Raw genomic sequence first — 26,414 nt, forward strand, 5'->3', positions numbered from 1 at the left:
TTGTTATGTCCCCCTTTATCAGTTCCGTAGTGGTTTGCCTTTCACGAGCATATGTTGCATCCGTTGTTGTGACTTCGGCTCCCCGATAAGGCTCAAGAAGGCTTCACGCTCGATATCGAGGAAGTACTGTTCATCGACGAGCGTACCGTATGCCAAATCGCCACCACTGATGACGTGTGCGAGTTTCTTCGCAATCTTCAAATCATGCTCTGAAATATAACCGCCGTAGAACATTTCGTACGCCGCGAGTTCGAGCGTCGCTTTACCCGTTTGACCGACGACCGGTAATTTCTCACGAACCGGTGCCGTGTAACCGTCAGCAAGTTCGAGTACCGTCTGTTTCGCATCGAACGTCAAGTGATCACGGTTCATCGAGATGCCGTCGACCGCACGATGATAACCGAGCGTCTTCGCATCAAATGCCGACTTCGATACTTTCGCCATCGCGATGTTCTCAAACGTCTGTTGCGCAGCCTTCTCGATGTTTTGCATCGATTTCGGCGTCTGCTCGAGGAGACGACGATACGTGTTGACGTTTCCGCCCCCACCTGGGATGAGACCGACACCGACTTCGACGAGACCCATGTATGTCTCAAGCGCAGCTTGCATACGTGCTGCCGGTAAGCTGATTTCCGTTCCGCCACCCAGCGTCATGCCGTATGGGGCGGCGACGACCGGGCGACTTGAATAACGAATCTTTTGAACGACTTGTTGGAACTTGTTGATGATCCAATCGAGTTCGAACCAGTTCTCGTCTTCTGCTTCCATGAGCATCATCGCAAGGTTCGCACCGACACAGAAGTTCTTGCCGTCGTTCGCGAGAACCATTCCTTTGAAGTCTTGCTCGACACGGTCAATCGACTGTTCGATCATCTGCATGATGTCGACACCGATCGCGTTGTTTGGTGATGTGAATTCGAGTGCGACGACGTCATCGCCGATATCGACGAGGCGTGCCCCACCGTTCTCTAAGATGATGCCGTTTGATTTTGCGAGTGGCTTGAGTTTCAATTCTTTCGGGTTGACGGTCTTCTCGACATACGCCTTCGACGCTTTATCGTAATACTGGTCTCCCTTGTAGAATGACGTGTTGCCTGCAGCAAGCATCTCATCGATCCATGCCGGGACGTCGTAGCCTTCCGCTTTCATACGTTCGACTGATTTTTCAACACCGAGGGCATCCCACATTTCGAACGGTCCGAATTTCCAACCGAAGCCCCACTTCATCGCATCGTCAATCGCAACGATTGTGTCTGCAATCTCTCCAGTAAGACGTCCCGAGTAAGCGAGCGTCTTCGCCGTGATTGGCCAGAGCAGTTGTCCGACGCGACCTTTGTTCAAGATGGCACCTTTCAACTTCGCTTTCGAACCAGGAAGTGATTTGATTTGATCGAGCTCAGGACCTGTAATCGCTTTCAATTGTTCGTATTCGAACGTTTGAAGATTCAATTCCTGAATGACCTTTCCTTCTTTCTTATAGAAGCCTTGACCGGCCTTCTGTCCGATCCAGCCTTTTTCCACGAGTTGCTTCATTTCTGAAGGGACGTCGAACGTGTCCTTCTCTTCCCCAGCTTCGAGCGTCTCGTAGACGTTACCCGCCACGTGGACGAACGTGTCGATTCCGACGACATCGAGTGTGCGGAACGTCGCTGATTTCGGACGACCGATGAGTGGACCTGTGATCGAATCCATCTCTCCGATTGACGCGTTTTGCTTGAGCATCTCTTCGAACGTGACGAGGAGACCGTATGTCCCGATGCGGTTACCGATGAAGTTCGGCGTGTCTTTGGCTTCGACGACACCTTTCCCGAGACGGTCTTCCGCGAAGCGTGACATGAAGTCGATGACCGGGCGTGCTGTCTTCTCCGTCGGGATGAGTTCGAGCAACTTCAAGTAGCGCGGTGGGTTGAAGAAGTGCGTTCCGAGGAAGCGTGATTTCAATCCTTCCGGAAGGGCACTTGCCATCGCTTCGATGGAGATTCCTGACGTGTTCGAGCTGAGGATCGCATCTTCACGGATGTAAGGTGCAATCTTCTCGAAGAGCTGTTGCTTCACATCGAGGCGCTCGACGACGACTTCGATGACCCAGTCCGCTTCTTTCAAACGCTCTAAATCATCTTCTAAGTTCCCGACTTCGATGAAGTTGAGATGGTCGGCTGTCGCAAGTGGTGCCGGATTTTGTTTCAATAGCTTCTGACGGTTTTCTGAGGCGATGCGATTTCGTACTTCTGGTGACTCGAGCGTCAACCCTTTCGCTTCCTCTTTTGCTGTCAATTCACGTGGTACGATGTCGAGCATGAGCGAACGAATCCCCGCGTTCGCCAAGTGAGCCGCAATCCCCGCCCCCATTACTCCTGAACCGATGACGACCGCAAAACGAATTGAGTTCGTCAAACGGAGGTCGGTTGATTGTTCGATGTGACTCGTCATAGTGTTCCCCCCTAAAATGAGAATGAATAGTGATTCATTTCACGCGTAAAAAAAATCGCAATCACCATCGTGTTTACTCTTCTATCATAAATGAATGAACATTCATTCGCAAGCGTTCATTTTTCAATTTCATTCCATTTTTTGATTGAGCGATTAGTTTTCAATAAGTGTGGTATAGACAACAAGAGTCAAATTTAGAAAGGGGAATGTACACATGCATGATAATCGTTTAAACACTGTCGGTAGCCGAAAAGACTTTGAGTCGTTCAAAAAGAAAGCTCAAGAACAGGCACACCAACCGGGAATCGATTCAAAGATGGAACCCTTCCCGATCTATGAACGGGAAGACTATAAGGGAAGTGACAAGTTAAAAGACAAGGTCGCAATTATCACCGGCGGGGATTCCGGGATTGGGAAATCGGTCGCCATCTTCTTCGCCCATGAAGGTGCGAACTCGGTCATCGTTTATAAGGATCAAAACGAGCTCGAGGACGCGGAAGCGACGAAAGAACGGATTGAAGATTTGGGGCAAGCCTGCCTCTTGCTGCAGGGAGACATCGGGGAATCTTCCTTCTGTCAACAAGTCGTCGAGGAGACGCTTGAGACGTTCGGTTATATCGACATCCTTGTCAATAACGCTGCCGAGCAGCATCCGCAGGAATCACTTCTCGACATCTCGGACGAACAACTCGAGAAGACATTCCGCACGAATATCTTCAGCATGTTCTACTTAACGAAAGCCGCGCTTCCTTATTTAAAAGAAGGGGCGAGCATCATCAATACGACTTCGATTACGGCCTATGAAGGAAACGACCAATTGATTGACTATTCATCAACGAAAGGCGCCATCACCGCGTTCACCCGCTCGCTCGCCAAAAACTTGGCGGATAAAAAAATTCGCGTCAACGGAGTCGCACCGGGTCCGATTTGGACACCGCTCATCCCGTCAACATTTGATGCAGAGAAAGTGAAATCGTTCGGGGACTCTTCCGGTATGAAACGTCCGGGGCAACCGGCCGAACTCGCACCGGCCTATGTCTATCTTGCAAGCGATGACTCGACGTATGTCAGTGGTCAAGTCATTCACGTCAATGGTGGTACAGTGATTAACGGATAATAGGTGAGACTCAGCGATTGCTGGGTCTTTTTTTGTTAATTCCTTTTGTTTCCCTTCTCCATCTTTTCTATGTTTCAATAAGGAAAAGATTACCACTTTCTATAGAATGGAGGAAACGTATTGATCACTCACTATCACTTAACGGAGCACGATTTTTTCGCTCTTCAAAAAAGTTCCTTTCACCAATTACCATTTCATAAAAAAAGACGAATTGCCTTTACAGTGGTATTAGAAATACTCGCCATTTTTTATGGGATTTTATTATTGGCTAATGTATTTCCTCAGAGGATAAACAAATTAATCCGAGCTGAATGAAGTTCTCGAACGCCGAAGCCTTCAATACTTAGTCGGAGGACACACCTACAGACAACTCATCATCAAAAAAAGGCACATAACAGCTCTGTCATGTGCCTTTCCTCTTATCGTTTGACCATTCCTTTTAACACGAACGCCACGTTTGCCGGACGCTCCGCGAGGCGGCGCATGAAGTAACCGTACCAGTCACGGCCGTATGGCACGTAGACGCGGACTTTGTATCCTTGGCGCACCAGCTCGAGTTGACGCTCGACGCGGATGCCGTATAGCATCTGAAACTCGAACTGGTCGAGCGGGATGTTGTTTTCTTTGACGTGCTCGATGACGGCGTCAATCATATGGTCATCGTGTGTCGCGATGGATGCATAGTTCCCGTTCGCAAGATGGAGTTTAACGAGCTTCACGTAGTTATGGTCGACGTCCTCTTTCTCAGGGAACGCGACCGTCGCCGGCTCTTTATATGCCCCTTTGACGATCCGGAGGTTCGGCTTGAGCGGTGCGAGGTGATTGATGTCATCTTCCGAGCGATACAAGTACGACTGGATGACCGTCCCGAGACCGTCAAATTCAGCCTTCAGCTTCTTGAACAATTCGAGCGTCTTCTCACAACGCTGCTCGTCTTCCATATCGATGGCCACAAAGACCCCGACTCTTTGTGCGACCGTCAAAATTTGACGCATGTTGTCTGCAATCAATTCGTCCGAGATGTCGAATCCGAGTGACGTCAATTTAAGGGACATATAGGCGTCCAATTGCTCTTCTGCCATAATTTCAATCGCACGAATGATTTCGTCACGATTCGTATTCGCTTCCTCGACCGTCTTAATAAATTCCCCGAGGTGGTCGACCGTGACCGACAACCCTTTCGCGTTCAATTCGCGAATCGTCGGAACGGATGCTTTAAAGTCTTCCCCTGCTACAAAGCGTGATGCACCAAATCGTAGGCCATATTTCTTTGCCAAACTGTTGAGTGTTTTGTTTTGTGACATGTAGATAAATCCATCGCGCAACACTTTTTCCATCTGATTTTCCCCCTTACTTTTACACCCATCTATCTCTATGATGATGTCTGCAATTATTATGACACACAAACGTCAATTCGTCTGTATTTTTGTAACCGTTTGCAGCACTTTCTTCCCAACTTTTCAAAAAAGACAGACGCCCCGTAGGACGGCTGTCTTATAGGCTTGTCGAAGGTGCGACATAGAGCAAAATACTTAGGAAGATGAACACGCTTCCGGCTAGGACGAACAAGTGCCAAATCGCATGGTTGAACGGCAGTTTTTGCCACACATAAAACACGATTCCGACCGAATAGGCGATCCCTCCTGCGAGGAGAAGCATGAACCCTTGATGACCGAGTGATTCATATAACGGACGGATGGCGATGATGCAGATCCAGCCGAGTGCGAGATACGTCACATTCGACACCCACATATACTTCCCGGTCGAAAACAGTTTCCAGACGATTCCGAGAATCGCCACACCCCATACAATCCCGAACAACGTCCAGCCGAGCGTCCCATGAAGCGTCACAAGGGCAAACGGCGTATAGCTTCCGGCGATGAGTAAGTAAATCCCCGCGTGGTCGAACACTTGTAGCACCCGCTTCGCCCGTGGATGCGGGATGGCGTGCATGAGCGTCGAGAATAAGTAGAGTAAAATCATCGATGCCCCGAACACGCTGACCGCCGTGACGTTCCACGTGCTCCCACTTTCCGTCGCACTCATGACGAGTAAGACGAGGGCGACGATGCTGAAGATGACTCCTAAGCCGTGCGTGATTGCGCTCGCGATCTCTTCCCCGAGCGTGTCGGCATGGAGCATCTCTTTGAGTTGTTCTTGTTTCATATGCTCCCACCTTCCATAACTGTTCCCTCTAGTATGGACATTTCCCGATTTAAACGCAATCGAAAACACAGGCTACCGATTAGCCCGTGTCGAGATTATGCGACTTCTTTCACTGGAACGTCACATTCCATTTGTGCAGCCCGCATCGCGCGTGCCCGCTTGTGGAACAAGACGAGCAACGTCAACGTTCCGAGTGTCGAGATGACGTACGGAAGAACTCCGTCCAGCTTGAAGCCGATCGGTGCCGTCAAGATGTAGAACCAGACTGCATACAACATGAACGTCCCCGGTAGGAGCGCGATGTAGTGGTTTTTCCCTTTAATGTAGAGGTACATCGCCCCGACGAACAGTGCGATGACCGCTGTCGTCTGGTTCGCCCAGTTGAAGTATTGCCAAAGCATCTGGAAGTCCATGTTCGTGAGCACGTATGAGATCGCGAAGAGTGGAAGTGCGATCCAGAGGCGTGACGAGAACTTCTTCTGTGCGATCGACAAGTAGTCCGCGATGATCATACGGGCACTACGGAATGCCGTGTCGCCTGACGTGATCGGTAAGACGATGACACCGAGAATCGCGAGCGTCCCACCGATGCTACCGAGCATGAGTGTCGCCACTTCTTGGACGACGAGTGCCGGCGTCCCTGAGTTGATGAGTCCGAGCAATTCACCTGGCTCGAAGATGGCCATCGCAGCCCCAGCCCAAATCATGGCAATGACTGCTTCGGCGATCATCATACCGTAAAAGATTTCACGCCCGTTGCTTTCTTTCATCGTCGTCCGCGAGATGATCGGCGACTGTGTCGCATGGAAGCCAGAGAGCGCCCCACACGAAATCGTGAAGAAGAGGAGCGGCCAGATTGGCAAGCCGTCCGGATGCATGTTCGTCAATGTCATTTCTGGGATTTGGTAGCCTTGTGCGAACAAGCTGACCGCAATCCCGATAGCACTGACGACGAGTAGTGCCCCGAAGAACGGGTAGATGCGCCCGATAATCTTATCGACCGGGAGAAGCGTCGCCAAAATATAGTAGGCGAATACGCCGAAGATGACGAACATGAGCGTCGATGCATTCCCATCGAACAAGTTGTTGATCATGTTACTCGGAGACGTGACGAACACCGTTCCGACGAGTAAGAGAAGTAAAAGTGCGAATCCGTTGACGATATGGCGGAGCGAGCGTCCGAGGAACTTCTCCGCTAGTTGTGGCAAGTGTGCCCCGTTATTCCGAAGGGAAATCATTCCTGTCAAATAGTCGTGTACCGCCCCAGCAAAAATCGACCCGAAGACAATCCAAAGAAATGCGACCGGTCCGTAGAGCGCCCCCATGATCGGTCCAAAGATTGGTCCGACACCGGCGATGTTCAGTAATTGAATCATCGAGTTCCGTTTTTTACCCATCGGCACGTAGTCGATGCCGTCCTGGGAAGCGTAAGCGGGCGTCGTCCGCTCTTCCTTGATGCCAAACGTCTTCTCGACGTAACGACCATATACCAAATACCCGACCAAAAGTAGTGCGAGTGCGACAAAGAATGTAATCATCTGTCAGTCCCCTTTTCCGTCCATATGTAGCTGATCCCCGTCAGCTCTTCGGTTTACATGTGTCATGTAACCGATTACATGATTGATTATACAAGAAAAATCTATGGGATGTAAGGGTTTTCATTCACATTTTTGCCACAAAAAATGAGCCCCCATTCAGGAAGCTCATTTCCAATTAACGAAGCGCTGGTTCACCGACGTGGCCGGCACCGACGACTTTCATTTCTGACTTCGTCTGACCGTCTTTTTCACTGACGACTTCGACTGTTTGGCGAAGCTTGAGCGGTTTGACAGACAGTACATATTCCCCTTTCTCATTTGCGACCGTCTCAGCCAATAGACGATTGCCGTCGCGAAGCGTCACGTCAGCTCCAGGAGCCGTCATACCCGTCACGCGTTTTGAACCTGGTTTGATTGTATCTACCGTGAGGGTCAATACGAACTCTGGTGCTGTCGGCTCGAGACCGAGCGTATACGTCCGGAAGAGACGCCCCGCTGCGTCCGCACGAGTCGCGTCTGTCGCTTCGATGCCTTCGTAAAGGTTCAAGTATTGCTTGCCGGCATCTGCTGTCTCAAATGTCACAGAACGTTTTGCGTCCGTGACAATCTTCCAGTTGTTGTCGGCTTTATAGTCCAAGTTGCTGCCACTCGACACGATATAGTCCGAGATGACGTTACGTGTCTCATACGCTGAGCGATAGACGATGTTCTTCCCGCCACCGAGACCCGGGAACGAAGACGAGCCGGCACGGTAGTTGTTCGTCGCGACCAAGAACTCTTGGTCCATCGTGATCGGTTGACCGTTATACTCGACGTTCTTCACACGATTGGCGTTCTCGTTGACGAGCTTCCCGCCGACATCGAACTTCGCCGGACCTGTGACATCGATCTCATACGTCAAACCGTCGAGGACGTCGAAGTTATAGCTACGGAACTGGAGGTTGAGGAGATTTTCCCCATCTGTCTCGATTTGGTCATATGCCCCCGCTGACATCTCGAGCCAGTCCATGACGTCTTTCCCTGTCACTTTGACGACTTCAAGCGTGTTCGGATAGACATATAGGTCCGCCACGTTCTTCAAGGCGATTTGACCTTTCGGGATGTTCGTGTAATAGCTTGCGTCCGTCAACTCACGCCCACCCGCTTTGAACGGTGCCCCTGCCGACAAGAGTGGCAGGCCTTTGTAAGGTGAAAGCTCAGGGTTCGTCTCGAGTTCTTTCTCGACGTACCATTTCTGTGCGTTCGTCACGAACTGGACCGACGCATCGTCACGGACGAGCGCGAAGTAGCTTTGAATATCGTCTTGAATTTGACCGACCGGCTGGTTGATGTAGTCAATCGTCGCCAGGTGGTCGTCTTCGATCAACGCCTGGATTGTCGGGTCGACCGCCGTATCAGCCGTCACCGTGTCGAGCGCAGCTGATGCGTCAAGAATCTGCCATTTGCCGTCGACGAGTTCGAGTTCGAAATCGATGACACCGAGGTCTTTCCCTTGGTTGTTCGCCATGACGACCGGTTTGCCGTTGATCGTCCCTTTTGCCATATCGACGTTCGGGAACGAAGCGAACATGCCTTTCGCATCCGGGAAGCGACCGTGCTGGTGCCCCGTCATGACCATGTCGAGCCCATCAATCTTCGTGAGCGCATATCCGACGTTCTCTTCGCTGTCGAGCTGTTCGTCCGCGAGTGCCGCACTTTCGCCGATGCCTGAGTGCGCGAGCGCGACGACGACGTCTGCTCCTTGGTCTTTCAACTTTTGAACCGATTCACGCGCCGATGGGATGATGTCCTCTGCCGTCACGCGGCCTTGTAGGTTCCCTGAATCCCATGACATGATTTTCGGCGGCACGACACCGAACACACCGACTTTGATTGTATGTATTTCCCCGTCTGTGTCCGTGACCGTCCGTTCGATGATTTGGACCTCTTGTCCATCCACGTTGAACTTCGAGACGATCGGGTTGCCTTCTAAGTCTTTAACGTTCGAGTTGACGAAGCGGAGCTTCCCTTTCGACCCTTCCATCGCGTTGTACAAGAATTCGAGCCCGAAGTTGAATTCGTGGTTCCCGAGTGTGACAGCGTCATAGTTGAGTGCTGCCATCGCCTTATACATCGGATGTTCGAACGCTTCATTTTTCCCAGCTTGAAGCTCACGAACATAGTCGCCAAACGGTGTCCCTTGAATCGTATCGCCGTTATCGAACAAGAACGTGTTCGATTCCCCAGCGGCTGTACGATGTTCATTGATGAGTGTCGCGACTTTCGTCAACCCGATCGTGTTGTCGACCTTGTCTTGGAAGTAGTCATAGTTCGTGATGTTCGTATGTAAGTCTGTCGTCTCTAAGAAACGGAGCTTGACGATATCCTCGTCGACTTCTGCCAAAACGTTTGGTGCCTGTAGCGGTAAAACGGTTGGTAACACGAGCGCGGTCGCGATCGACCATTTTAATGCACTTTTCATGTGATTGTCCCCTTTGTCTGGTTGATAAGTGTCTAACCATACTCAATATAACACCAGCCTCGTTGACCTTCTATTAAAATTTTGTATAAAAAAGACCCAATTTCCTTTACAGAAATTAGGTCTTTCGTCTTATGAGCGTTTAATCCGTACGGTGAACGGGCCGTCCCCTTCCACGTTCTCGAACGTGACGGAAATCGGGTAGGCATGTTTGCTGTGAACCGGGTTCTCGAGACGGATTGTCGTGAGACCGACAACTTCTTCTCCACTCATGAGTTCGAGTGGGAGTTGTTCCACATTTAAATCGTGGGCATAGCCGTTTCGGAGAAGGAGTGTCGTCGTGACGTGCGTCTCATCTTGTTCGACGGCGACGAGCATCATGTTGAACTCGTCTTCTCCGACCGGTGGAGTCGCAACGTTCGTGCGCATCACTTGTTGCCACGCCCCTGGCGAGAACTGTTCCATCGCCTCGCGTGAGATGGCTTGGATCGCGTCGATCGGGTTCATTTGGAAGACGAGACGAAGTGGTGATGACGTTTCAATCTCGCCAAACAATTCATCTTGAAGGAAATCGAGGTAGACGGGCTTACTCGTCCACGGCTCGAAGTTCGGGAGCGCCGAACGTTCCAATACTTTTCGACCGAGCGGCATGTTGTTCGCGTCGAGCAACAAGACCGGAAGTTCGTTGATTTCAAACGAACTCGGGAGCGTGTTGCGGAACAACGCGACAATCGACAAGTCCTGACCGAGCGACTCGGCGCTCAACAGTTCGATTGAGAGCTGGTTGTCGAGGAGTGCCGGGAGTCGTTTCGCATGATAACGGAAGACGTACTCATCTTCTTTCGGGATTCCCATCTCATCATCGAAGACGAGCGTCAACTGACGCCCTTCTTCCGTTTTGCCTGTCTCGATTTGTTTTCGCTTACGAAATCCTAACATTACACTTCCTCCTCTGCCGTCTCGACGAAGTACAGGTCGAGCTGGCATAGTTCTACCGTCACGTCACGGGCGATGTTGACATACGTCTGTTCGAAGATGTCCAACCCTTCTTTGCTGAAGAGACGACTTGGATCTTCTTGGGCATAGCTCCGTAGACCGATTCCTTCTTTCAATCCACTCATCATCGTCAAGTGGTCCGTCCATTTCGTATCAAGGGCACGAAGGAGCGACTCTTTCGTGAATAAGACGACGTCTTCTCGCGTAAGGCGCGCTTCTGTTTTTTGGATGATTTCTTTCATCCAATCCTTCAACGCTTCTTTCAACTCGTACGTATCCGCGATGTCGTTCGACCAAGTCGGCTCTTGCATCGTCAAATAGCGCAAGTCTTCTTTCAATTCGGCGACTGGCCATTCTTCCGGAACGAGTTCGTCCGAGACGTGCATATCGATACTGTTTTCGAGGGCGAGACGCATCATGCTGAGCACGTTTTTCGTGATGGCATCCGCATCGGCATTGACGGCCTGGTCGCGAATCGTATAGATGATGTTCCGTTGTTCGTTCAAGACGTCATCGAGCTTGAACAAGTAGTCACGAATCGATACGCCGATTCCTTCAATCGTCGTCTGGGCGTATTCCACCACATCGATCGCTTCTTTTGACGAGATCTCACCGGTCGCGTTCGGTTTCAGTTTCTTCTCGACGCGCTCTAGTTTTTGCGCGGCATATCGTTTCACAATTTCATCTTCGAGCGAGACGAAGAACTCAGTCTCCCCTGGGTCACCTTGGCGCCCGGAGCGTCCACGAAGCTGGTTGTCGACACGTTGCGACTCATGACGTTCCGTCCCGACGACGAATAGTCCACCTGCTGCTTTCGACTTCGCATCGAGCATGATGTCCGTTCCGCGTCCGGCCATGTTCGTCGCAATCGTCACTTTCCCGAACTGCCCAGCATCGGCGATGATGTCGGCTTCTTGTGCGACCGTCTTCGCATTCAACACGTCATGTTTAATCCGTTTCTTTTTCAAATGTTTACTGATTGCCTCGGATTGCGCGATCGATGTCGTCCCAATCAAGACCGGACGTCCCATCGCATGCAATTCGTCGACTTTTTCCGTCACGGCCGCATACTTCTGTTCGATCGTCATGAAGATACGGTCCGGATGGTCGATTCGTTTCCGTTCACGGTTCGTCGGCACTTGCACGACGTCCATGTTGTACGTCTTCAAGAACTCTTGGCGTGACGTCTGTGCCGTCCCCGTCATCCCGCCGACGAGCGGATACATGCGGAAGTAGTGCTGGATCGTGATCTCCGCCGTCGTCTTGTTCTCCTCGGTGATCGTGACGCCTTCTTTCGCTTCAAGCGCCTGATGCAATCCTTCCGAGAGACTACGTCCTTCCATGATACGTCCCGTGAACAAGTCGATCAGCTCGATCTTGTCGTCACGAACGATATAGTCGACATCGAGCTCGAACAACACGTTCGCACGAAGCGCCTGGACGAGATAGTGGTAGAGCACCTGATGCGACGCACTGAACAAGTTGTCGATGGCGAACAACTCTTCAATCTTGGTGATTCCGGCTTCGGTGAACGAGGCCGCCTTCGATTCCAAATCGACTTCATAGTCCGTCTCTTCAAAGTTCGAGATGACTTGTTGTGCGAGCTGTTTCAAGCGGATGTGCGAGCGGTCCTTTTGTGCGATGATGAGCGGCGTCTTCGCCTCATCAATCAAGATGCTGTCCACTTCGTCGACGAGGGCGAAATGGAACGGGCGCTGGACGCGCTCTTCTGGCTTCCCGACAAGGTGGTCACGCAAATAGTCGAACCCGAACTCGGTTCCGACCCCGTACGTGATATCTGCCTGATAAGCGGCGCGCTTCTCGTCTGGTTCGATGTCCGGCACGTTCAAGCCGACCGTCAAACCGAGGAAGTCATGGATTTTACCGATTTGTTCGGCGTCACGTCTCGCCAAATAATCGTTCACGGTGATGACGTGGACGCCTTTTCCTTCAAGTGCCTTAACGTAACTCGGCAAAGCGGCGACGAGCGTCTTCCCTTCCCCTGTCGGCATCTCCGAGATGTTTCCTTCGAGAAGGGCGAATCCACCGATGAGCTGGACGTCGTAATGACGCATGCCGAGCACGCGGACCGATGCTTCGCGGACGAGGGCGAACCCTTCTTCGGCGATGTCATCGACTTTCTTTCCATCTAAGAGACGTGCTTTGAGCGTCTCCGTATATGTACGCATCTCGTCATCCGAGAGTGCTTGCATCGTTGTCTCTAAGTCGTTGATTCGCGCGACCCGTCGTTCGTACGCTTTCAAACGCCGGCTTTGATCATTCGTTAATTGTTTTACAAATTGGATCACACTAATAGCCTCCATCTTTCTGTCAATTCATCTGTTACATACTCGTCTATTATAACGAAAATCGAGTGAATTCGGAGATTTTTTTACGAAAACTTCCTAAAAGTTGGTTTTTGTCATGTTAAAAACCTATAAATTTTGGTTAATTTTCAAAAAGTCTTTGTAAAAATATTTTCAATTCACTATTTGAGACGGCGTGAGACCGTGTTACGATGAGAAAAACAGAACATTTGTTCGTAAAAAAAGGAGTGGTGACGATGCGCAGACGAATCTTTTGTATCGACAGCGTCTCGTTCTATGCCAGTTGCGAGTGTGCCGCGCGCAACAAAAATCCTTACCGCACGAAGCTCGTCGTCCTCTCGAATCTACAGGATAGCGGGGCACTCGTCCTGGCGGCGACCCCGAAGATGAAGCAACTCGGCATCAAGACCGGATCGCGTCGCTTCCACATCGACCGCCTCCCGTGGCACGAACGACGGGACGTTTTGTATGCCGAGGCACGGATGAGTCATTACTTGAACGTCTCCATCCAAATCATCCACATCCTCCATCAGTTCGCCCCGCCCGAAGCGATTCGCGTCTACTCGATTGACGAGACGCTCGTCGACATGACGGGAACGGAGCGGTTGTTCGGTAGTGACGAGCACGTCGCCCACCTCATGCGTGCGACGATTTTTCGCTATACGGGCATCCCTGTGACCATCGGCATCGGACCGAACAACGTCCTCGCCAAGCTCGTCCTCGACTTGCATGCGAAAAAGAAAGGTGTCGCCACATGTTTCCTCCATGACGTCGAGCGACTGATTCACCCTGCCCCGATTGAGAAGATGTGGGGCGTCGGGGCGAAGATGGCGGTCCACTTGCAGCGACTCGGCATTTTCACGATTGGTGATTTGGCCCGCTATCCGCTCGAGTCTCTTCATGAAAAATTCGGCGTGATCGGTGCCGAACTCTGGCATCACGCCTGGGGCATCGATGAGTCGCCGACCATCTTGCCGGCGAGTTCCTTGTTCGGGGCGAAACGGACGCGACCGAAGTCGATTGGACACGGAATCACCCTCATGAAAGATTACACGACGTATTCCTCGATCCGGCTCGTCCTACAAGCGATTGCGGTCGAAGTCGGGATGCGGACCCGGCAAGCAGGACTCGTCGGGGGAACGATTCATCTCGGGGTACGTTATACGCGGACGAGTGACCGAGGTGGGTTCAGCAAACAAAAGAAACTCCCCCGCTTCACAGCGGACGAGCAAGAATTTTTACCGATCTTATTGCAACTATTTTTAGATGGCTGGGAAGAGACGGAAGCCGTCCGTTACGTCTCGGTCGCACTCGGCAAACTCGAGCCACGGAGCGACCACGTCCAATTGTCGTTCTTCGAAGACGAATGGGCGAAGGCGAAGCGGCTCGACTTCCTCGATTTGATTGACGGTTTGAACGTCCGGTTCGGTCGCGGCACGATCCGACCGGCGTCAAGCTTACTGAAAGACAGTCCGCTTCGGACGCGCCAACGCTTAATTGGCGGACATAAACAAGGAGGCGATTCCTCATGAGTAAGACCCGCTATCGTGACCGGGGTGAGTTGAAATGGATCCCATTTCTCATGCCCGAGCACGTCGCCCTACTGAAACGTTACTATGCCCAAATCCAAAAGATCGAGCTGCCCGACTTGGACGAACAGCTTCTCTATCTCTGGCAGACCGAGCTCGAACGCGCCATTCGTGAAGGCGACCAGGTCGAGGTGACCTTGTTCGTGGACGGCTTGACAAAAAGCATGCGCGGCTACGTCCACGCCATCTATTATGCCGAGCGCGAAGTCGAACTGTTCGACGGTGAAATACGGCGCGTCCCATTCGGAGAGATCTTGTCCGTTCGTTAAGACGCCTCGATTGCCTCTTGTGTTGTCTCGAACGTCTCGATCCCGTCGAGTAGTCCATAGTGAGCAAGCGTCGCACGGACCGATGGCGACAGATGCGCGAAGATGACGTGACGGTCGGCCGCTTTCAGTTCGATGACGACACGACGCAACTCCTCGACCGCGGTCACATCGATGACCGGGCAGCGGTGGAAGTTGAAGATGAACACGCTCGGTTCCCGATGAATGTGATGGAGGACGTGCTCGAACAGCTCGACCGCACCGAAAAAGAGGGGGCCTTCTACACTGAAGACGATTTGTCCGTCCCGCGTGACGTACCGTTCTGTCCGTTCACGCACGTCGATCGTATCCGCCATCCGCTTCGCGAAGAGCGCGAGCGCACAGATGACCCCGACCTCGACGGCGACGACCAAATCGACGAATACCGTCAACAGTAGCGTGACGAGAAGGACGAGCGACTCGGATGAACGATGACGTAGCATCGCCATCACATGATGACGCTCGGACATGTTCCAGGCGACACGCATCAAAATCGGAGCGAGTGCGGCGAGCGGCACGTAACTCGCGAATGGTGCGAGGACGAGCACCGCAACGAGTACCGTGATGCCGTGAATGACGCCGGCACGTCGGCTGACCGCTCCCGCCTGAATGTTTGTCGCCGTCCGAGCGATGGCACCTGTCGAAGGGATTCCACCGAAGAATGGTGTGATCACGTTCGCGAGCCCTTGCCCGAACAGTTCCTTGTCTGGCTTCATCTTCGTCCCCGCCATCCCATCGGCGACCGTTCCCGAAAGAAGTGACTCGAGCGCACCGAGGAAGGCGATGGCGAACGCAGACGGAAGGAGCGTGGTAATCAAGTCGACGTCAATCGCGAGCCAGTTGAATTCTGGCAGTCCGCTCGGGATACCGCCGTAGGCACTCCCGATGGTCGCGATCTCACCCGGGATGAGGAGACTGACGAACGTCGGGACGAGCATCGCCATGAGTAAGAGCGGTAAACGAAACGGCAGCTTCGGCACGAGCCAAAGCGTCAAAAAGCCGATCCCGGCAATGACAATCGGCCACATCGATGCTTCGGGAAGCGCCTGACCGAGACGAAGCAGATTCTCATGAAAATGTGGCGCCTTTTTAAACGTGACCCCGAACAACTCATCGAGCTGGTCGACGAAGATGACGACGGCAATCCCTGCCGTGAAGCCAATCGTGACAGCACGGGGCATGAAGCGGATGAGCCGTCCGACCCGAAGTACACTCATGAGGAGCAGTAAGATCCCCGCAAGAACGGTCGTGACGAGCAATCCCTCATATCCGTATGCGAGAACGACACCCGAGACAATCGGGATGAACGCTCCCGTCGGCCCGGCAATTTGGAACGTCGAACCCCCGAACAAGCTGACGAGGATTCCAGCGAAAATGGACGTGTAGAGCCCGTACACCGGCGGGACCCCTGAGGCGATGGCAAATGCCATGGCGAGCGGGATGGCGACGACACCGACCGTGACCCCGGCCGAGATGTCTTTTTGCCACATCTCACGTGTGGAGAGTGAGTCTTGCATCATACATTCCTTCTTTCCAATCAGTTCAAAAGCGAGTTCAGTGTACGCCTGGAAAGAGGGCTTGTAAACGGGTTGAGAAAAACGTTAACAGAATGTACAAAGAACAGCATCCCTCTTTGAATGTTTCTGTATTTTGCATATGTACATTTTGAAGATTGGAGACATTTTAGGACTTTTTAAAAGCATTTGAGCAGTTTGGTTTATTTTTACTTTTTAATGATTTTTATGGTTATCATTATTTTCTTTTATGCTATTCTTTTTCTGTACCACAATATACTTGAAATGGGGAATGATGATGAAGCGTAAGTCGATGATCTCAATGGGGTTAGCTGTAGGATTGTTAGCACTCGGGGGAGCTGCTCAGGCAGGTACAACATATTCAAACTATGACACCACAGTCGCATCGTTTAACGGGAGTGGATACACAGGGTATCAGACAAAATCTTCTTCAAATGCTTCGGGAACACTTTCATCAAAAACAGTTGGCGGGTCTTATACTGTCGATGCAAGAATGACTGCCTCTTCTGGTACAGGTTCTTGGGTTCGCTCTGTATCGGATAATGAGACTCGTTCATTATCAAATTCAATCTCTTCAGGGAGATCAACGCGTGTTCAATTCAGTAACGATTTGACCACACCAGTGAGTGTTCAAGTCACAGGTCAATGGAAGAGTAACTAACGCTAATAAAGCGCGGTTTCGTTCTAAACGAACAATTCCGCGCCTTTTTGATTCATACAATTTTCTCAAGCTTGCCACGGTTGATTCGATAGACATCCTCACATAAGTAATCGATATCCTCTTGATTGTGACTCGTCATTAAAATAGTCTTCCCTTCTTCTCGGAAAGCAAGTAATAGTTCACGTAACGATTCGACACTATCATGATCTAATGCATTGAACGCTTCATCCAAAATCAAGATATGTTGGTTTTCCATAATCGCCTGTGCGATAGCAAGTTTTTGCTTCATTCCAAGCGAATAGTTTTTCACTTTTTGTGAATTGTCTGGGTTTAATCCCAACATCAACATTGTCTTTCGAATTCTCTCTTCATCAATCTGATTTTGAATTTGTGCCAGTTCTTTTAAGTTTTCAAATCCTGTCTTATTGGCAATATAACCTGGACGATCGATAATCATACCGACACCTTCCGGGAACCGTTGCTCTTTTCCAATTTGTTTCTCCTCAACGTAAACCTCTCCATGATCAGGGAACACAAATCCACACATCATTTTGAACAAGACGGATTTGCCAGATCCGTTCGGTCCGACAATTCCGACAATCCGCCCTTGTGGAACAGTCAAATCCACCGCATCAAATAACAAATTGCCTTTGTAGGATTTCGTTACATTTTTTAATTCGATCACTGCAGTCATATTCATCCTCCTTATACATGCAAACTTCTTCTTAACAACAACGTAATCCCGAGCATCAGTACAATCAGTGCTCCAATCAACTGTATAAACACGGTCCACATCGAAGTAGACTCAAGAACGATTAACGCGTTCATTCCGATTGGTAACCAGTTGACATGCAGACTTGGAAATAAAAATAAAGACAACAGACCGATAACGGTCGGTACAACATATACTTCTCGAATCATCCAAGACAGCATGAAGCAGAGCAACGTATACACGAGACACTGCAAAACAGTACTCACAAACAGAAAACCTAAAACGCTCGCGAAAGCATACCCCTGATAAGTTTGATGGACGTCAAATGGTACATTCGACAGAAATGCCATTAGTAAGGTCAGTCCGATTAAACTGAGTGTAAGGATTGAGAAGAACACAGTCTCCTGAAGGAGAATATTGCGAAACCAACGATGCGGACTCTTATAACGAATCAACTTGTAATGACTAATTTCCAAAAGTTCTCGCTGCATGCGAAGTTGACTCATATAGGTTGCCCCAAAAAAGAGAATCACATAGGACATAAAGGACAAATAAGAAAAATAATCTGCCCCCACCCCAATGAAGGTTGCTACGATCACTTCATCAGCCGTCGCCCCTTCTCTCCTATTCAAAATTCCGTTGTAAGAAATATGAAGGATGGCCAACCCAGCATATAAAAGGTATGCTCCGTTCCCTCTCCATTGCTTCCACTCTATTCGTTGAATCGTTGAAAGTTGACGGAACAGCAGCCCTTGACCCAAGATCATTCCTGTCAGGATGAGCGCGGCCATAATCAAATTTGAATACGAAACGGACGTCATTGAAATAGATAAATATGTCGTCGGCGACAGAAATGAGAATTGCTCGGGAAATAGTTTAAATCCAACGACCCCAAGTAAAAATGTGAAGATCGCCTGTGTGTATAACCATCCTTTTTTAACATGAAGAAGAAAGATCCCGGCTAACGAAAAATGAACTGTCGTCAGGAAAAGGAACCATAGACAAAGTTGAACGGGTAACGGGTACCAAGGGAGCGAAAAGCGACTTTGCAATACACTCGTCGCATTGACTTCGGTGACCATCTTCGTGTAATCACTCCAACCGGCTTCATATGGTAGTCCAATCATCATCAACGTACTGAGTATAAACAACACGGTAAATAGCGGTGCGGCTTCTACAAAAAATAGTTTTAGCGTTCGGTAAATCCAAGCTTGTGGAGTCAACATTCGAATGAGTACCTCATGACGATACTCCCGAATCAAAATCCCAACTGATAAAAATAATATGACAGGAAAGACAAAGTACGTCAGAAGATACATATCCGTCATAAGGGCATAAAATCCGTCCCATACATTCACCTCAACCTGATTCAAACGTACCGTGTCTAGTATCTGTCGTTTTACCCTCAAACTATAGAGAAAGATGATGACCCCAACAAAGAGCCAGCTCCTTTTTGTAAATTCATTCATCAATCGATCAACGACCATCATTTTTCCTCCTCAAAAACTCCACTCCCGGCGTGGCCGTAGATGGAATAAATAGATGCCGAAACCAATGGAGAGAAAAAGAAGGAATGGAACGAAAATTGTCCAAATCGGTTGTGCCGTAATATTAAACGGAAATAGTGTGCTAAGTGGCGAGAATTGCGGAACCTGAAAAATCCCTGCCACAAAATTAAGAATGTGGTATGCCAAAAATGGGATAGAGATGGCTACAAATAAGTTGTCGAGTGTCAAAATCAACAGGTACGCCATCGTCGCATACAACGACCCGTTCACACCAATCCAGACAGCATAAGAAAATCCATAGAGCATCGGATGAATCTCTTGCAAAAAGGAAAACGTCGTAGTCGGGATCACTACTCCATCTGTCACAGCGGTGTACTCAACTAAATGGAATAGAGGTTCCACGTACATGACAAATAAAAACGTCATGAAAATCATGGAGAATAGCACGATCCCGCTCAAAATCGCATTAACCAAACCTTTCGCAACCAGATACACAGATAAATCGATACGTGTTCGTGTATACGTCAAAAAATTGTGCCGATATTCAGCCAAGATATTTGGCAAAAAGATTAAGATGGCTAGCACCGGAAACAGCATGGCAGGAATGGTAGATACACTTTCTTCAAACACCTCGATTGGGCTAAAGAACTCATACCGATCCCGAACGGTCATAAATTGCACGAACGGCACGATGAAAATGATACCGATGTATACCATGAGAGAACGCGGTGTCCATAAATTAGTGAATTCACGTCGAATAAGCTGCTTCATTCGTTAGTCCTCCTTTTCCGTGGAGACCAATTGATTGGCCATCCAATAACCGAGCACGTTCAATAAAAATAAAAGCGTAAGACTCCACACGTTCAATCGTCTGTTTATATGTAGATTGATCACACCCCATACCATCGATAAGACCAGATAAATCGTCAATCCAATCAATAAAAGGAAGCTGCCGATTTTACGTGGATCAATGACATCAATGACAACCAGCAATCCGTTCTCCAAATATGAGATTTCATTCGAGATGAGTCCAACAGTACCCGACCACCGCTTAGCATCTGAGAAGACCTGTTCAGAATTGCTGTAGTCTGAAATCGTCACACCATGAATCAATCGACTCGTCTCGAGAATGGCTTGACTCATTTCTTCATCTGTTGAAGATTCAACAATATTCAGGTATACGGCATCCGCAAACACCAAATCATAACGCCCACCAACGACAATCGACGTGATGAATAGGAACATCGATACGATCGCGATGCTAAATCCGATTTGAAGCAGTTGTTTCGCAAAACGATTTTGTTGAATTTGCATCATATGTATGATCGATTCCGCTTGCTCAGCCCCTCCAAACCGATTGAATGCAATGCGAGTGGCATCTGACTCTGAGTGACCTTTAATCATCAAATCATGAATCGACTGCTCTAAATGAGTTCGCGTCTCCTCTTTTAATTCAATGGTTTCTTGCAGGCGGGGGTCTGCGTTTTGATAGAGTTCGTCAATGTATTCATCCACGTGCTTCAAACAAATCACCTTCTTCATGCAAAAATAGGTCCATCAATTGTTTCACAAGACGCCATTCCACTTTCTTTCGTGCCAAGACGGCTCGTCCATCTGTCGTGATCCGATAATACTTCCGTCTTCCCCCGGGCCCTTGCTCGTCTCCCCAATAAGATTCCACACTCCCTTTTTTCTCAAGACGTTTTAAAGATAAGTAGAGTGTCCCTTCCTTTAACTCGAACGCTTCATCAGTACGTGTGTGTACGACTTTGGCGATTTCGTAGCCATACATATCCTGATTGTTGAGTAACGACAGAATCATCGTATCGATATGACCTTTCAGCATTTCTTTATCGATTTCCATAGTGCCCTCCATTCATCATCTAATTCAACTTACCTAATTTTCCCATGCCAATACCTCGTTATGCAATGTATTTTTATTTTTGAGTCTTCTGGGTACATTAACATTAAAAATCAGATGAAAATCGAGACCATTGGGCATAAAAAAGAAGACAGGGTCACTGTCTTCCTCTACTTCATCACATTTAATTCGTCGGAGCCTCTACGACTTGATCACCGTCTTCCGCGTCTTTCGCCAGCAACTTCACGTGACGGCCGAACAACCACATGACGACGAGATGGGCTTTCGCCTGAGTCTTCGTATAGAACCACCACGGAAGTGCCGGTACGAACTCATGGATGGCGACGAGTCCTTCATCCGATTCCGGTAAGCGTCTAAATTCGAGACGTCCCGTCTTATCCTCTTCACTCAATTTGACGAACTTGCCCCCGTCAATCGCAAAGGATGCCATATCGTCCGTCGCTTCCTGTTCAAGCGATAGATGAAGCGCGACGAACGACGGATCGAGAAGCGCAATCTCCCAATCATCGTCTTCTTTTGTCGTCTGAATGAGCGGATACATAAAACGACCGAGCCATTCAAAGTACGTATCCGCCATCCAAATTGCCGACTTCTCTTCCGGCAGACCGAACCGCTGAATCGAGCGGACCGTGTACGACTTCGGTTGCTTTTTCTTCTTGCCGCCCGAGGACTGTTTCTCCTCTTCCTCAAGCGCATGTTCGACAGCCTGTTTGAATGGAATTTCACCTTGTCCGATGCCTTCGACGGTATCTTCTGCCACCATCGCGTGCCCCATGCTCTCGACGAGCGGATAGACGGTTGCCTTCGGTTCACCCGTGACGGCCATGACCCATAGGCGCGACAGTTTGATTGTCGGGAATGGGAAGTCGATCAAGACGCGACGCTTGTCCATGACTTCGGCCGTCTGTTCGATCATCTTCCGATAGGTCATCACCTCGGGACCCCCGATGTCGATATGACGGTCATAAAGCGATTCGGCACCGACGACCGAGATGAGGGCCTGAACGGCTTCACGGATGTCGATCGGATGCGTCTCCGTCTTTGTCCACCGTGGCAGGATCATCGACGGCAATCGTTTAACAAGCTTCGCTAAAATCGGGAACGATGAACCTTCTGGACCGATGATAAGCCCAGCCCGAATCGTCGTCACCGGGACGCCTTGTCCGCCGAGGATACGTTCGACCTCGAGCCGACTCTTCAAGTGACGTGACAACGTCTTCTCTTGTTTCTGAATGATGCCGCTCAAATAGACGATTTGCTCGATATCGTTCGCCTTCGTCGCCCGGGCAAAGTTATCGGCAATGAGCGCATCCATGTCTTCAAACGTCGCCTGCGTCAAGCCACCATCCGGAATCATCGAGTGGACAAGGAACATGGCGTAGTCCGCTCCCTCACATGCTTCTCTTGTTGCCTCATATGAAAATAAGTCACAGGCACGCCATGTGATATGGGCTTCATCTTCTTTATTCTTCGTTGATCGCGACAACGCGATGATATCGTACTCTTCTTTCAGCTGTTCCATCACATTCGAGCCGATATAGCCGCTCGCTCCCGCAATGACAATCGTTTTCCGCATAAAGCTCACTCCCCTTCATTTTCACATAGAGGTAATGTACCCGTCTTTTCGAAAAAATAAATCAGTCTAAGTATGTAGAGCCTGCCCGTTCAATACGTAATAAAATGAGAATAATTAGAAAAAGGAGGAATATTCATGGGATTCTGGTATTTTCTTTTGCTTGGATTGGGAATGATCCTCGTCGTGAGAGGGATTGTAAGTAGCGCGAAACAAGGTGGATTGATTTTAGTCGGGCTTGTGATGATCGGAGTATCCATATTTATGTTCCAAGATGGCAGCGCGGACTTGGTCGCAAGTTGGTTTGATCAAATCACGGGTCGATAGACCAGCAGTGGAATAAATCGATATCACCAGTTATCAGATTGGTAACCAATAGACTTCAATTTATGTGGAGGGAACACGACGATGAAACGGTTCAAACGAGTAAGTGCCATGGCGTTATTCGCCTTGATTGGGTTTGTTCTTTTCCACTATGCGACAGAGTCAAAGACAGGATCCGCTACATGGACGACAGAAGCTGCGACACATCACTTCAAAGACATCTTAGACGCGCAACGAGTAGCAATTGAAGCACATACCCCGCTCGAAGATATCGAGCGAACGAAACTGTCGCACGAAGATGATCTCGTTCGACTCGTCCTCGGTCAGCGGGATTGGGTCGAGCAGTTCCAATATACAATTCAGGATGTGCAAGTGGAGGAAAAAAGCGGTTTCTTATATGCGAATGCATATGTGACGAGACATCTTACATTCCAAAACGGTTTAACGACTGGGCTTGGTGACGAGATGACGATTCAATTGAAATCTCCGAATGAGGCAATAGAAGAAGTCGAGCTTAATAATCATAGTGTGACACAATCGGAACAACCTTTTTTCAAACGCTGGATCAACCGAGTATTGGATTGAATAAATCCCACTATCCGATTGGAAAGTGGGATTCTTGTTAAAACGATAAATTAAGACCAGTACCGTCATCTAAAATTTCTCCGTTTTTAGCAGTATAGTCGACACGAATCTCGGCTCGCTGCAAGATGTCGTTCTCTTGTAACGCAGACATCCATATTCGAACGCGTTCTTTGTCATCAGCTTTCGGCTCTCGATGAAGCGTCAATAAGATTGTCGGCGACACGTCGGCTGTCTGATAGGCGATTGGATTTGCCGAGGAGACATCAAGTTGTCGGATACTTTCTTCGTCATATAGGACGACGTAGGTGACGTCTGAACCAAACGCCGTGTCAATCGAATCTTCAATCGCCTCTGTGACCGCATCTTCCCATTTGGATGAGAGAAACGTATCAACAATTTCTCCGGTCGACTCATCCTCGTAGACATAAAACTCCGTCCCCGTCACCGAATCCACCGCAATCGCCGCATACTCAAACGGAAAGTTTCCCATGTTGTCGAATAATACGTCCTCTGTCACTTCAGCGTCTTTGAATCGCTCGAGTACATATGATTCAGCCATCTTCATCACTTTTGCTTCCTCATCGGGATCTGGTTGCATCGACCGATAAAAGGCAAATACCACCCCCGCCACCCCAATCACAATCACACCAAATCCAATCAAAAGCCACTTCAAGTAACGTTTCATATCGACTCCTCTCATAACTGTTTGTTCATGGCGATGGACGCTTCTTGGAATCCGAGTCGTTTATACAATCGCTGTGCGTCTGGGTTCGTACCGAATACACTTAATCCAATGGATGTTGCACCAAGTTCTTCTGAGGCGACTTTCTCAAGTTTCTCAAACACTGCTGTCGCGTATCCTTGTCCACGGTACGTCTCTTCAATCAAAATGTGATAAATGAAAACACGTTTCGATTCAGCTTGAAACGCATACCACAAAATCCCGACACGAGTGTCTTCGTTCATCACATGAACAACGGTCTGCCCTTCCCCGAGTCGATTATCTGGGAAGAGGTCGTGAATCAATTGTGTCGATTCCTCTTGCGCCAATACTATCGGAAGTTGATAGTTTCGTGCCACATCTTTTGCATAATCGTCAATCAACCAAGTCACATAATTCACGATTTCTTGTTCCCTCATCTTGTCAAAATGAATAGTCATCTGTTTACCTCTACTCGTTTTCCTTTAGTGTAACATACAATTTTTGGAATAAATGTTTTTAGTGAAGTTAACGTATGCTATAGGAGTGAATTTAATTTCATAAGCTTTACCAAACCCAACTTGCAAACTTTTCGAAAAAAGTCGCCTTCACTATTATGTTGTTCCTCCTTGATTTTCCATCTTGTAAGGACGTTCACGTCAATACATTCTCCGAATCGACTAACCCATTCTTGGAAATCACTCTTCAGTGCGTCAGAAATCGTGAACACATCTACCTCTATCTTGTATATACAGACCGAATAGCATATCGGATCCGCTACCATATCAGCCTCTATCGTATGTCTTTTTCAAATTTTCACAATCACAAATCCTTTTTATCAATTCGCTACCTTATTTCTTTTTAATACACGTCCAGACATAAATACATTATCTTCTTCGTTCATTCATTTTAGATTTTCTAGTGTCTGACTATAATGAATACTAAACAAAAGTCGAACCTAATTGATAAGGTTCGACTTTTTCACATCTTCGGTGCCCAACTATTTTCAAATCCATTTTGAACAGCGTAATGATACAAATGAATGAGTTTTGACTCTTTGTATGTAGACAAATGTTCTGACGTACGCAGTTCATGATTTCGTTTTACCAAAGTATAAAGATAATCAATCTTCGCTAATCGATTATTCTTGCTTGTATTGCACGTCGGACATGCAAGAACAAAGTTCCATAAGACATCGTTTTGCATATAAGACCAAGGAATGAAATGATCAACGTGAATCTGTTTTACCGGCTTTAAGCAATAAAAACACGTTGAATGACCGTGGCTTAATAAAAGTTGTTTAAACTCTTCAAGCGATTGACGCACAGACACAAACTCCAGCTTACTCAAGATCCGTTTCATCGCATCTTGTGAATTGTACTTCTCTAAGAAGACGGCTAACTGATAGTTTGTCACGTTCATTAGAATGCGTTTGTATTTTTCAAAAAATACAACATACACCGGAACGAGCTGAATCCACTCTTCTTTTCGATTAAAGGAGTAAATCGTTTCGTTAAATGAGCGATAGAAAGAACCATATACGTATTTTTTATAAAATTGATTCACGTTCCGGATCAATTGATTTTGTTGATGTTCTGGTAAGCGATCGAAGTTCCAATCTCGTGGGATGTCATTTTCTTTCTGAAAGGAGACCATAGCTTTTTCAACAGCGCTCTGCTTTCCTAGTTGATTCATCTGTGTCAAACCATGTGTCACAATGAGATTCCAATAGATTTTCGTCACATGTTTAGCAATCTGATGGAATGACACGACACCTGATTCATTTAATTCTGTTGTACATTCAAGTAACGCCTTCATCAATACATGTTTGTACGTAGTCGTGTGAGAAGCGTTCATCAGAAATTGTTGCGTAAAGCGCCATAAGTCAGATTCGGTTAAATACGTATCTTTTGCCTCAGCGACACTTAAATCCCATCCCAATGGCTTCACCTCCATCTACTCGTTGCACTATTGATTATAACGAATACAGATAGGAAGTGGATCGTGG

Annotated in this window: 23 protein-coding genes; 6 read left to right on the forward strand and 17 right to left on the reverse strand. The window is 48.6% G+C overall.

All coding sequences use genetic code 11. The features are described from left to right. Window positions 1-18: 18 nt before the first annotated feature. The gene (locus KNP62_RS13010; protein WP_214746155.1) at window positions 19-2,430 is read right to left on the reverse strand and encodes a 3-hydroxyacyl-CoA dehydrogenase/enoyl-CoA hydratase family protein; all 2,412 of its coding nucleotides are present in this window, start codon (window positions 2,428-2,430) and stop codon (window positions 19-21) included. A gap of 214 nt (window positions 2,431-2,644) precedes the next feature. On the opposite strand from KNP62_RS13010, the gene KNP62_RS13015 reads away from it, so the two are divergent. Continuing rightward, a complete protein-coding gene (locus KNP62_RS13015) occupies window positions 2,645-3,547 on the forward strand; it encodes an SDR family oxidoreductase (RefSeq protein WP_214785799.1) in 903 nt (300 codons plus the stop codon). A 419-nt stretch (window positions 3,548-3,966) separates the two neighbouring features. Here KNP62_RS13015 and KNP62_RS13020 read toward each other — a convergent pair whose 3' ends face one another. The 6 genes from KNP62_RS13020 to secA2 all read right to left on the reverse strand — a co-directional run bounded on the left by KNP62_RS13020 (window position 3,967) and on the right by secA2 (window position 13,014). Continuing rightward, window positions 3,967-4,884, reverse strand: a complete 918-nt coding sequence (locus KNP62_RS13020; protein ID WP_214785800.1) for a proline dehydrogenase family protein — start codon at window positions 4,882-4,884, stop codon at window positions 3,967-3,969. Between the two features lie 157 nt (window positions 4,885-5,041). Next, on the reverse strand, window positions 5,042-5,713 hold the full coding sequence (trhA, locus tag KNP62_RS13025) for a PAQR family membrane homeostasis protein TrhA (RefSeq protein ID WP_051829405.1): 672 nt from the start codon (window positions 5,711-5,713) through the stop codon (window positions 5,042-5,044). A gap of 95 nt (window positions 5,714-5,808) precedes the next feature. Further along, window positions 5,809-7,251 carry a carbon starvation CstA family protein gene (locus KNP62_RS13030; protein ID WP_214746137.1) on the reverse strand — a complete coding sequence of 481 codons (1,443 nt, stop codon included), beginning with the start codon at window positions 7,249-7,251 and terminating at the stop codon, window positions 5,809-5,811. A gap of 175 nt (window positions 7,252-7,426) precedes the next feature. Further along, the gene (locus KNP62_RS13035; protein ID WP_251125718.1) at window positions 7,427-9,712 is read right to left on the reverse strand and encodes a bifunctional 2',3'-cyclic-nucleotide 2'-phosphodiesterase/3'-nucleotidase; all 2,286 of its coding nucleotides are present in this window, start codon (window positions 9,710-9,712) and stop codon (window positions 7,427-7,429) included. A gap of 129 nt (window positions 9,713-9,841) precedes the next feature. Further along, window positions 9,842-10,648 (reverse strand): SLAP domain-containing protein, encoded by an 807-nt coding sequence (locus KNP62_RS13040; protein WP_214785801.1) that lies wholly within the window; start codon window positions 10,646-10,648, stop codon window positions 9,842-9,844. After that, window positions 10,648-13,014, reverse strand: a complete 2,367-nt coding sequence (gene secA2, locus KNP62_RS13045; RefSeq protein WP_214785802.1) for an accessory Sec system translocase SecA2 — start codon at window positions 13,012-13,014, stop codon at window positions 10,648-10,650. The genes KNP62_RS13040 and secA2 overlap by 1 nt, the downstream gene beginning before the upstream one ends. A gap of 254 nt (window positions 13,015-13,268) precedes the next feature. Here secA2 and KNP62_RS13050 point away from each other — a divergent pair, with 254 nt between their 5' ends. Beyond that, window positions 13,269-14,564: a Y-family DNA polymerase gene (locus tag KNP62_RS13050; protein ID WP_214785803.1), complete on the forward strand. Its 1,296-nt coding sequence runs from the start codon at window positions 13,269-13,271 to the stop codon at window positions 14,562-14,564. Further along, complete coding sequence (locus KNP62_RS13055) at window positions 14,561-14,890, forward strand: YolD-like family protein (RefSeq protein ID WP_214785804.1); 330 nt, start codon at window positions 14,561-14,563, stop codon at window positions 14,888-14,890. Before KNP62_RS13050 ends, KNP62_RS13055 begins: the two co-directional genes overlap by 4 nt. On the opposite strand, the gene KNP62_RS13060 is transcribed toward KNP62_RS13055, so the two are convergent. Then, entirely contained in the window at window positions 14,887-16,443 is a 1,557-nt protein-coding gene (locus KNP62_RS13060) for a SulP family inorganic anion transporter (protein ID WP_251125720.1), read from the reverse strand. The two genes, KNP62_RS13055 and KNP62_RS13060, sit on opposite strands and share 4 nt — an antisense overlap. A 295-nt stretch (window positions 16,444-16,738) precedes the next feature. On the opposite strand from KNP62_RS13060, the gene KNP62_RS13065 reads away from it, so the two are divergent. Beyond that, window positions 16,739-17,122, forward strand: a complete 384-nt coding sequence (locus tag KNP62_RS13065) for a hypothetical protein (RefSeq protein WP_074033560.1) — start codon at window positions 16,739-16,741, stop codon at window positions 17,120-17,122. Between the two features lie 52 nt (window positions 17,123-17,174). On the opposite strand, the gene KNP62_RS13070 is transcribed toward KNP62_RS13065, so the two are convergent. The 6 genes from KNP62_RS13070 to KNP62_RS13095 form a co-directional block, all read right to left on the reverse strand. Next, window positions 17,175-17,816: an ABC transporter ATP-binding protein gene (locus KNP62_RS13070; protein WP_214785807.1), complete on the reverse strand. Its 642-nt coding sequence runs from the start codon at window positions 17,814-17,816 to the stop codon at window positions 17,175-17,177. Window positions 17,817-17,827: 11 nt separating this feature from the next. Beyond that, the gene (locus tag KNP62_RS13075; RefSeq protein ID WP_214785808.1) at window positions 17,828-19,321 is read right to left on the reverse strand and encodes a hypothetical protein; all 1,494 of its coding nucleotides are present in this window, start codon (window positions 19,319-19,321) and stop codon (window positions 17,828-17,830) included. Window positions 19,322-19,333: 12 nt separating this feature from the next. Continuing rightward, complete coding sequence (locus KNP62_RS13080; RefSeq protein ID WP_214785809.1) at window positions 19,334-20,113, reverse strand: ABC transporter permease; 780 nt, start codon at window positions 20,111-20,113, stop codon at window positions 19,334-19,336. Between the two features lie 3 nt (window positions 20,114-20,116). Then, window positions 20,117-20,857 (reverse strand): permease prefix domain 1-containing protein, encoded by a 741-nt coding sequence (locus tag KNP62_RS13085; RefSeq protein ID WP_353047537.1) that lies wholly within the window; start codon window positions 20,855-20,857, stop codon window positions 20,117-20,119. Then, the gene (locus KNP62_RS13090; RefSeq protein WP_214785811.1) at window positions 20,850-21,206 is read right to left on the reverse strand and encodes a PadR family transcriptional regulator; all 357 of its coding nucleotides are present in this window, start codon (window positions 21,204-21,206) and stop codon (window positions 20,850-20,852) included. The genes KNP62_RS13085 and KNP62_RS13090 overlap by 8 nt, the downstream gene beginning before the upstream one ends. A gap of 181 nt (window positions 21,207-21,387) precedes the next feature. After that, entirely contained in the window at window positions 21,388-22,800 is a 1,413-nt protein-coding gene (locus KNP62_RS13095) for an NAD(P)H-binding protein (protein WP_214785812.1), read from the reverse strand. A gap of 135 nt (window positions 22,801-22,935) precedes the next feature. Here KNP62_RS13095 and KNP62_RS13100 point away from each other — a divergent pair, with 135 nt between their 5' ends. Together KNP62_RS13100 and KNP62_RS13105 are read left to right on the forward strand one after the other, a co-directional pair. Further along, entirely contained in the window at window positions 22,936-23,124 is a 189-nt protein-coding gene (locus KNP62_RS13100; RefSeq protein ID WP_214785813.1) for a hypothetical protein, read from the forward strand. 81 nt (window positions 23,125-23,205) lie between these two features. Then, window positions 23,206-23,706 (forward strand): hypothetical protein, encoded by a 501-nt coding sequence (locus KNP62_RS13105; protein ID WP_214785814.1) that lies wholly within the window; start codon window positions 23,206-23,208, stop codon window positions 23,704-23,706. Window positions 23,707-23,743: 37 nt separating this feature from the next. On the opposite strand, the gene KNP62_RS13110 is transcribed toward KNP62_RS13105, so the two are convergent. The 3 genes from KNP62_RS13110 to KNP62_RS13120 form a co-directional block, all read right to left on the reverse strand. Next, a complete protein-coding gene (locus KNP62_RS13110; protein ID WP_214785815.1) occupies window positions 23,744-24,391 on the reverse strand; it encodes a hypothetical protein in 648 nt (215 codons plus the stop codon). An 11-nt stretch (window positions 24,392-24,402) separates the two neighbouring features. Next, window positions 24,403-24,867 carry a GNAT family N-acetyltransferase gene (locus tag KNP62_RS13115; RefSeq protein ID WP_214785816.1) on the reverse strand — a complete coding sequence of 155 codons (465 nt, stop codon included), beginning with the start codon at window positions 24,865-24,867 and terminating at the stop codon, window positions 24,403-24,405. Window positions 24,868-25,387: 520 nt separating this feature from the next. Beyond that, the gene (locus KNP62_RS13120) at window positions 25,388-26,347 is read right to left on the reverse strand and encodes an HNH endonuclease (RefSeq protein WP_214785818.1); all 960 of its coding nucleotides are present in this window, start codon (window positions 26,345-26,347) and stop codon (window positions 25,388-25,390) included. Between the last annotated feature and the right edge of the window lie 67 nt (window positions 26,348-26,414).

This window comes from Exiguobacterium sp. s183 (assembly GCF_018617655.1).
GTDB lineage: Bacteria > Bacillota > Bacilli > Exiguobacteriales > Exiguobacteriaceae > Exiguobacterium > Exiguobacterium aestuarii_A.

What these genes read in the sequence shown, in the direction of transcription:
- KNP62_RS13010 (WP_214746155.1), bottom strand. Translation starts at nt 2,430, where the DNA reads ATGACGAGTCACATCGAACAATCAACCGACCTCCGTTTGACGAACTCA.
- KNP62_RS13015 (WP_214785799.1), top strand. Translation starts at nt 2,645, where the DNA reads ATGCATGATAATCGTTTAAACACTGTCGGTAGCCGAAAAGACTTTGAG.
- KNP62_RS13020 (WP_214785800.1), bottom strand. Translation starts at nt 4,884, where the DNA reads ATGGAAAAAGTGTTGCGCGATGGATTTATCTACATGTCACAAAACAAA.
- trhA (WP_051829405.1), bottom strand. Translation starts at nt 5,713, where the DNA reads ATGAAACAAGAACAACTCAAAGAGATGCTCCATGCCGACACGCTCGGG.
- KNP62_RS13030 (WP_214746137.1), bottom strand. Translation starts at nt 7,251, where the DNA reads ATGATTACATTCTTTGTCGCACTCGCACTACTTTTGGTCGGGTATTTG.
- KNP62_RS13035 (WP_251125718.1), bottom strand. Translation starts at nt 9,712, where the DNA reads ATGAAAAGTGCATTAAAATGGTCGATCGCGACCGCGCTCGTGTTACCA.
- KNP62_RS13040 (WP_214785801.1), bottom strand. Translation starts at nt 10,648, where the DNA reads ATGTTAGGATTTCGTAAGCGAAAACAAATCGAGACAGGCAAAACGGAA.
- KNP62_RS13050 (WP_214785803.1), top strand. Translation starts at nt 13,269, where the DNA reads ATGCGCAGACGAATCTTTTGTATCGACAGCGTCTCGTTCTATGCCAGT.
- KNP62_RS13055 (WP_214785804.1), top strand. Translation starts at nt 14,561, where the DNA reads ATGAGTAAGACCCGCTATCGTGACCGGGGTGAGTTGAAATGGATCCCA.
- KNP62_RS13060 (WP_251125720.1), bottom strand. Translation starts at nt 16,443, where the DNA reads ATGCAAGACTCACTCTCCACACGTGAGATGTGGCAAAAAGACATCTCG.
- KNP62_RS13065 (WP_074033560.1), top strand. Translation starts at nt 16,739, where the DNA reads ATGAAGCGTAAGTCGATGATCTCAATGGGGTTAGCTGTAGGATTGTTA.
- KNP62_RS13070 (WP_214785807.1), bottom strand. Translation starts at nt 17,816, where the DNA reads ATGACTGCAGTGATCGAATTAAAAAATGTAACGAAATCCTACAAAGGC.
- KNP62_RS13075 (WP_214785808.1), bottom strand. Translation starts at nt 19,321, where the DNA reads ATGGTCGTTGATCGATTGATGAATGAATTTACAAAAAGGAGCTGGCTC.
- KNP62_RS13080 (WP_214785809.1), bottom strand. Translation starts at nt 20,113, where the DNA reads ATGAAGCAGCTTATTCGACGTGAATTCACTAATTTATGGACACCGCGT.
- KNP62_RS13090 (WP_214785811.1), bottom strand. Translation starts at nt 21,206, where the DNA reads ATGGAAATCGATAAAGAAATGCTGAAAGGTCATATCGATACGATGATT.
- KNP62_RS13095 (WP_214785812.1), bottom strand. Translation starts at nt 22,800, where the DNA reads ATGCGGAAAACGATTGTCATTGCGGGAGCGAGCGGCTATATCGGCTCG.
- KNP62_RS13100 (WP_214785813.1), top strand. Translation starts at nt 22,936, where the DNA reads ATGGGATTCTGGTATTTTCTTTTGCTTGGATTGGGAATGATCCTCGTC.
- KNP62_RS13105 (WP_214785814.1), top strand. Translation starts at nt 23,206, where the DNA reads ATGAAACGGTTCAAACGAGTAAGTGCCATGGCGTTATTCGCCTTGATT.
- KNP62_RS13110 (WP_214785815.1), bottom strand. Translation starts at nt 24,391, where the DNA reads ATGAAACGTTACTTGAAGTGGCTTTTGATTGGATTTGGTGTGATTGTG.
- KNP62_RS13115 (WP_214785816.1), bottom strand. Translation starts at nt 24,867, where the DNA reads ATGACTATTCATTTTGACAAGATGAGGGAACAAGAAATCGTGAATTAT.